The organism is Deinococcus pimensis DSM 21231 (assembly GCF_000519345.1).
GTDB classification, from domain to species: domain Bacteria; phylum Deinococcota; class Deinococci; order Deinococcales; family Deinococcaceae; genus Deinococcus_A; species Deinococcus_A pimensis.
In genome coordinates this window covers 155,414-160,127 of sequence record NZ_KI912674.1, presented here as the reverse complement: position 1 = coordinate 160,127, position 4,714 = coordinate 155,414, and the positions used below count along the sequence as shown (strand labels likewise).

The following is a 4,714-nucleotide window of genomic DNA, read 5'->3' as shown; positions in this document are numbered from 1 at the left end:
GCAGCACGCCCGCCGCGCGCAGGACCTGCCGCGCCCGCTCGGACAGCCGGGCGAAACGGCCCGCGATGACCTCCACGACGCCGCCGGGCCGCGAGTTGGTGTCGAGGGTGAGGTCGCGGCGCTCCAGCAGCTGACGCAGGGTTTCGAGCACGTACTGCGCGTTGCCGCCCGTGAGGAGGTGCAGGTCCCGCGCGAGCGTGGACGGCACCTCGGCGACGGTCCCGCCGAGCGCGTCGTGGACGAGCGTGTCCACGGCCGTCTCGTCGAGGCCCTGCAGGTCGATGACGGTCGCCCGGCCCGCCCGCACGAGGGCCTCCTGACGCGCCGTGGCGCGCGCTGGCAGCGTGCCGCGGCGGTACACGATGACGTGTCGCGGCACGTCCCGCCGAGCGGGAATGGCGTCCCCCTGCGCGAGGAAGAACGCGCCGAGGTCGATGGAGGCGTCGTCGTAGTTCTGCACGTCGTCCGTGATGACGCCCACGACGCCCGCGCCGGTGAGCTTGACCACCTCGTAGTGCGCGAGGAAGTACGCGAGGCGCTCCTCGGGCGTGTCCACGGGGCCCGGCACCGCCCCGTCCTCGCGGTACTCCGGCAGGATGCGCGCGAGCTGCCCGCGGACCCACTCGGGCAGGGCCGGGTGGCCCGCGTGCGCGAGGCGCGCCCGGACGTTGTGGGCGGCCGCGCCGAAGGGCACGTCACGCGATCCGGGGTAGCCGGGCAGGTACAGGACGGGGCCCTTCGAGGCGACGAAGTCCCGGACGAAGCGGGTCTTGCCGACGCCCGGGTCGCCCGTGACGTAGATGGTGTGGCCCGCCTGCCAGGCCGCCTCCATGCGTGCGAGCGGCTCGTCACGTCCGACGAGGACGGGCGGACGCAGCACCGTGAGGGGAAGCGGCGCGGCGCCCGGCGCGGTCGGAACGACCCCACGGTCCGCGCTGCGGGCGAGTTGGACGGTGTCGGGCGCGGGCTCCACGCCGAGCTCCACGGAAAGGACGTGCTTGCAGTGATGGTAGGCGCGCAGCGCGGCGGGACGATCTCCGAGCGCGAGGTGCAGGCGCATCACGTGACGGTGCGCCTCCTCGGAGAGGCGGTCGTGCGTCACGACCTGCTGCGCGGCGGCGAGGGCGCGCGTCAGGTCGCCGCGCCGCTCGGCCAGGTCACGCGCCGCGCGCAGCGACTCGACCTGCCGCTCGGCGATCTGCTCGCGCCACGCGAGCGTCCAGTCGGCGAGGTCGGGCAGGTCGTCGAACTCCTCGCCCTGCACGAAGGTGCCGAGCGGCACGTCGCCGGCGCCCTCGCCGCCCGGCGCGTCGAGCAGCGGTCGAACGTCCACGGCGAGTCCCTCCACGAGGGCGAGGGTGCCCGCGCCGATCACGAGGGGCGTCCCGGTCAGTGCCGCCTGCCGACGCAGGAGGTGCACGAGGTTGTTGCGGGCCGCCTGGGGCGGCGTGTCGGGCCACAGCAGCCCGGCGAGACGCGCGCGCTCGGTCGGGCCGGACAGCGCGAGGTACGCGAGAAGCCCGAGGGACTTGCGGTCGAGCCGCACGTCACGGCCGTCCGGTCCGGTCAGCGCGGGCGGGCCGAGAAGTCGAAGCTGCCAGGTTGCCATGCTCTCCTCCACCCTAGCGCACCGGGCGTCACGCGTGATGGAGGCCCGGCGCGGACGTAGAGTGGGCCATGTCCTCGACACCCTTGCCGCGCGCCGAGCCGGAAGCGTTCGGGCTGCCCTCGCGCGCCGTCCTGGCCTTCCTCGACCACGCCGCCCTGGCGGGCATGGACCTGCACTCGCTCATGCTGCTGCGCGGCGGTCACGTGCTCGCCGAGGGCTGGTGGGCGCCCTTCGCCCCTCACCGCCCCCACCGCCTCCACTCGCTCAGCAAGAGCCTCACGTCCACGGCGGTGGGTCTGCTCGTCACGGACGGACGGCTGTCCGTCGACGACCTCGTCGTGACGCATTTCGGGAACGACCTTCCCCCCGTGGTCCCCGAGCGGCTCGCGCGGATGCGGGTGCGGGACCTGCTGACGATGCGGTCCGGGCACGAGGAGGACGTCACGGGCGCGCTGTTCGCCGCGCCGGACGGGAACTGGGCGCGGGCGTTCCTCGCCGAGCCCGTACCGCGCGAGCCCGGCACGCACTTCGTGTACGACAGTGCCAGCACCTTCATGCTCTCCGCGCTGGTGCAGCGCCTGACGGGCAGGCGCGTCCTCGACCTGCTCGACGAACGCGTGCTGGGGCCGATCGGCGCGTCGGGCCTGTCGTGGCGGGTGAACCCGCGCGGGGTGGACGTGGGCGGCTGGGGAGCGAGCCTCCCGACGGAGGGCGTGGCGCGCTTCGGGCAGTTGCTGCTGCGCGGCGGACGCTGGGGAGAGCGGGAGGTCGTCCCGGAGGCGTGGGTGTCCGAGGCGACGAGGGCGCACGAACCGCCCGGCACCGACGTGGACAACGACTGGGCGCAGGGCTACGGCTACCAGTTCTGGCGCTGCCGTCACGGCGCCTTCCGGGGTGACGGCGCCTTCGGGCAGTTCTGCGTGGTGATGCCCGAGCAGGACGCGGTGCTCGCCCTGACGGCGCGCGTGACGGACATGCAGGCGGTCCTCGACCTCGTGTGGTCCGACCTGCTCGCCGCGATGCGGCCGGTCGGGCTGACCCGCGACGAGTCCGCGTCGGCGGAGTTGCGCGCCCGGCTCGCGGCGCTGGAGTGGCGTCCGCTCGGGCAGGACGCGGCGAGTCCGGGCCCGTGGGAGGCGACGTTCGTGATGGAACCGAACGACGCGGGCGTCCTGGAGGTGCGCTTCCGGGTGGGACGTGCCGGGTGCGAGGTCACGCTGCTGGACGCGCGTGGCGAGCACCCGCTGCACGCCGGACTGCTCGACTGGCGTGAGGGGAGGACGGACGTCCTGCCCGAGGGGCCCGACGTGGTGCTCGCGCGGGCGCACGAGGAACCCGGCGGGGCCTTGCGGGTGACGGCGCTCCTCGTGGAGGAAGGCTTCGACGTCACGTTCGTGACGGACGCGGCGCGCGGGAAGGTGGAGGTGCGCGTGCCCGCCTCCATCGGACGTGCGGAGGCGACGTGGCGCGGAGCTCTTTTGGAGCGCGACACACGGGCGAACGGTGAAGCCCGGCCTTCACGACGGGCTCCGGGAGGTGGCTAGAGTCCGGTTCAGGAGGTGGACGTGTGGACGACGTGGTGACCTGCGCGAACTGCGCGGCGAGGAACCGCCTGCGGGCCGCGCCGGGCGGTCAGGTGCCCGTGTGCGGGCGCTGCGGCGAGGCCCTGCCCTGGCTGGTGAGCGCGACGGACGAGACGTTCCGCGCCGAGGTGGACGCGGGCGTGCCCGTCCTGGTGGACTTCTGGGCCCAGTGGTGCGGACCGTGCCGGATGGTGGCGCCCGTGCTCGAAGCCCTCTCGCGTGATCGGCGGGGCGGGATCAAGGTGGTGAAGCTCGACGTGGACAGCAATCCGGCCGTGTCCGGACGCTTTCAGGTCCGCTCCATTCCGACGCTGATGCTGTTCCGGGGAGGCGAGCCCGTGGAGACCTGGGTGGGCGCGCTGCCCCGCCGGGAGCTCGACGCCCGGCTGGAGCCGTACCTCGGCGGGTCCGCTTCCGGGGGCTGAAGGCTCCTCAGCGCTCGCGGGCGTGCTCCACGGCGTTGCCGATCAGGAGCGTGACGTGGTGGTCCGCGAGGCGGTAGTACACGGTGCGGCCCGCCTTGCGGGACGTGACGAGTCGGTGGGCGCGCAGGAGGCGCAGCTGATGGCTCGTCGCGGACTCGCTGGTGCCGACCACGACGGCGAGATCGTGGACGCAGAGTTCCTCGGCGGCGAGGGCGGAGAGCATCCTGAGGCGGGTGGGGTCCGCGACGACCTTGAGCAGGGCCGCCGCGTCGTCCACGCAGCGGTCCTCGGGCACGGCGAGGCGGGCGCGCGCGACCGCGTCGGGGTGGGTGCAGGTGTCGTCGCAGGTGTCGAGCGGCGTGACGTCGTGGGTCATCGGTCGTGTCCGGTGTCCGGTCGGAAGCGCAGGAGGCGCAGGGCGTTGGCGGTGACGAGGGCGGTGGCGCCCGTGTCGCTGAGGATGGCGGGCCACAGACCGGTGATGCCCAGCAGGGTGGTGACGAGGAACACCAGCTTGAGTCCGACGGCGAACGCGACGTTCTGACGGATGTTGCCGAGGGTGGCGCGCGAGAGCCTCACGAGGTCCGCGACGCCCTCGACGCGGTGGTGCAGCAGCGCGGCGTCGGCGGTTTCCAGGGCGACGTCGGTTCCGCCGCCCATGGCGACGCCCACGTCGGCGCGGGCGAGGGCGGGCGCGTCGTTGATGCCGTCGCCGACCATGACCACCCGTCCGTGCGTGGCGAGCTTCTCGACGAGCGCGAGCTTGTCCTGCGGGAGCAGTCCGGCGTGGACGTCCATGCCGAGGTCCGCGGCGACGGCGCGCGCGGCCCGTTCGTTGTCGCCGGTGAGCATCACGGGGCGCACGCCGAGGGCGCGCAGTCGTGTCACGGCGGCCCGGGCGTCCACACGAGGTTCGTCGCGCAGGGCGATGAGGCCGAGGGCGCGCGTCTCGTCGGCGAGGACGACGACGGTCCGGCCCTCGGCCTCCAGCGCGGCGATCCTCCCCTCGGCGTCGGAGGTGAGCCCGACGGTCTCACGGACGTGGCGGGGCGAGCCGACCGTGAGGGTGCGCCCGTCCACGTCGGCGGTGGCGGCGC

The 4,714-nt window shown here is 74.2% G+C and carries 5 protein-coding genes; 2 read left to right on the top strand and 3 right to left on the bottom strand.

Going from position 1 to position 4,714, the window contains the following annotated elements:
• Positions 1 to 1,609 (bottom strand): ATP-binding protein (locus DEIPI_RS34135; RefSeq protein WP_084474862.1); only part of this gene is annotated, 1,609 nt, incomplete at its 3' end.
• Positions 1,610 to 1,677: 68 nt separating this feature from the next.
• On the opposite strand from DEIPI_RS34135, the gene DEIPI_RS34130 reads away from it, so the two are divergent.
• Positions 1,678 to 3,153, top strand: coding sequence for a serine hydrolase domain-containing protein (locus DEIPI_RS34130; protein ID WP_052351968.1), 1,476 nt, complete (start codon positions 1,678 to 1,680; stop codon positions 3,151 to 3,153).
• A gap of 23 nt (positions 3,154 to 3,176) precedes the next feature.
• A complete protein-coding gene (trxA, locus tag DEIPI_RS0123660; protein ID WP_027483412.1) occupies positions 3,177 to 3,617 on the top strand; it encodes a thioredoxin in 441 nt (146 codons plus the stop codon).
• Positions 3,618 to 3,624: 7 nt separating this feature from the next.
• Here the strand turns inward: trxA and DEIPI_RS0123655 are convergent, their stop codons facing one another.
• Both DEIPI_RS0123655 and DEIPI_RS34125 read right to left on the bottom strand, forming a co-directional pair.
• Positions 3,625 to 3,993 carry an ArsR/SmtB family transcription factor gene (locus DEIPI_RS0123655; RefSeq protein ID WP_027483411.1) on the bottom strand — a complete coding sequence of 123 codons (369 nt, stop codon included), beginning with the start codon at positions 3,991 to 3,993 and terminating at the stop codon, positions 3,625 to 3,627.
• The coding region (locus tag DEIPI_RS34125) for an HAD-IC family P-type ATPase (protein WP_045235035.1) at positions 3,990 to 4,714 on the bottom strand (725 nt) is incomplete at its 5' end. The genes DEIPI_RS0123655 and DEIPI_RS34125, both read right to left, overlap by 4 nt.

Bases quoted from the DNA above. Each gene is read 5' to 3' on its own strand.
- DEIPI_RS34130 (WP_052351968.1), top strand. From the start codon at position 1,678: ATGTCCTCGACACCCTTGCCGCGCGCCGAGCCGGAAGCGTTCGGGCTG.
- DEIPI_RS0123655 (WP_027483411.1), bottom strand. From the start codon at position 3,993: ATGACCCACGACGTCACGCCGCTCGACACCTGCGACGACACCTGCACC.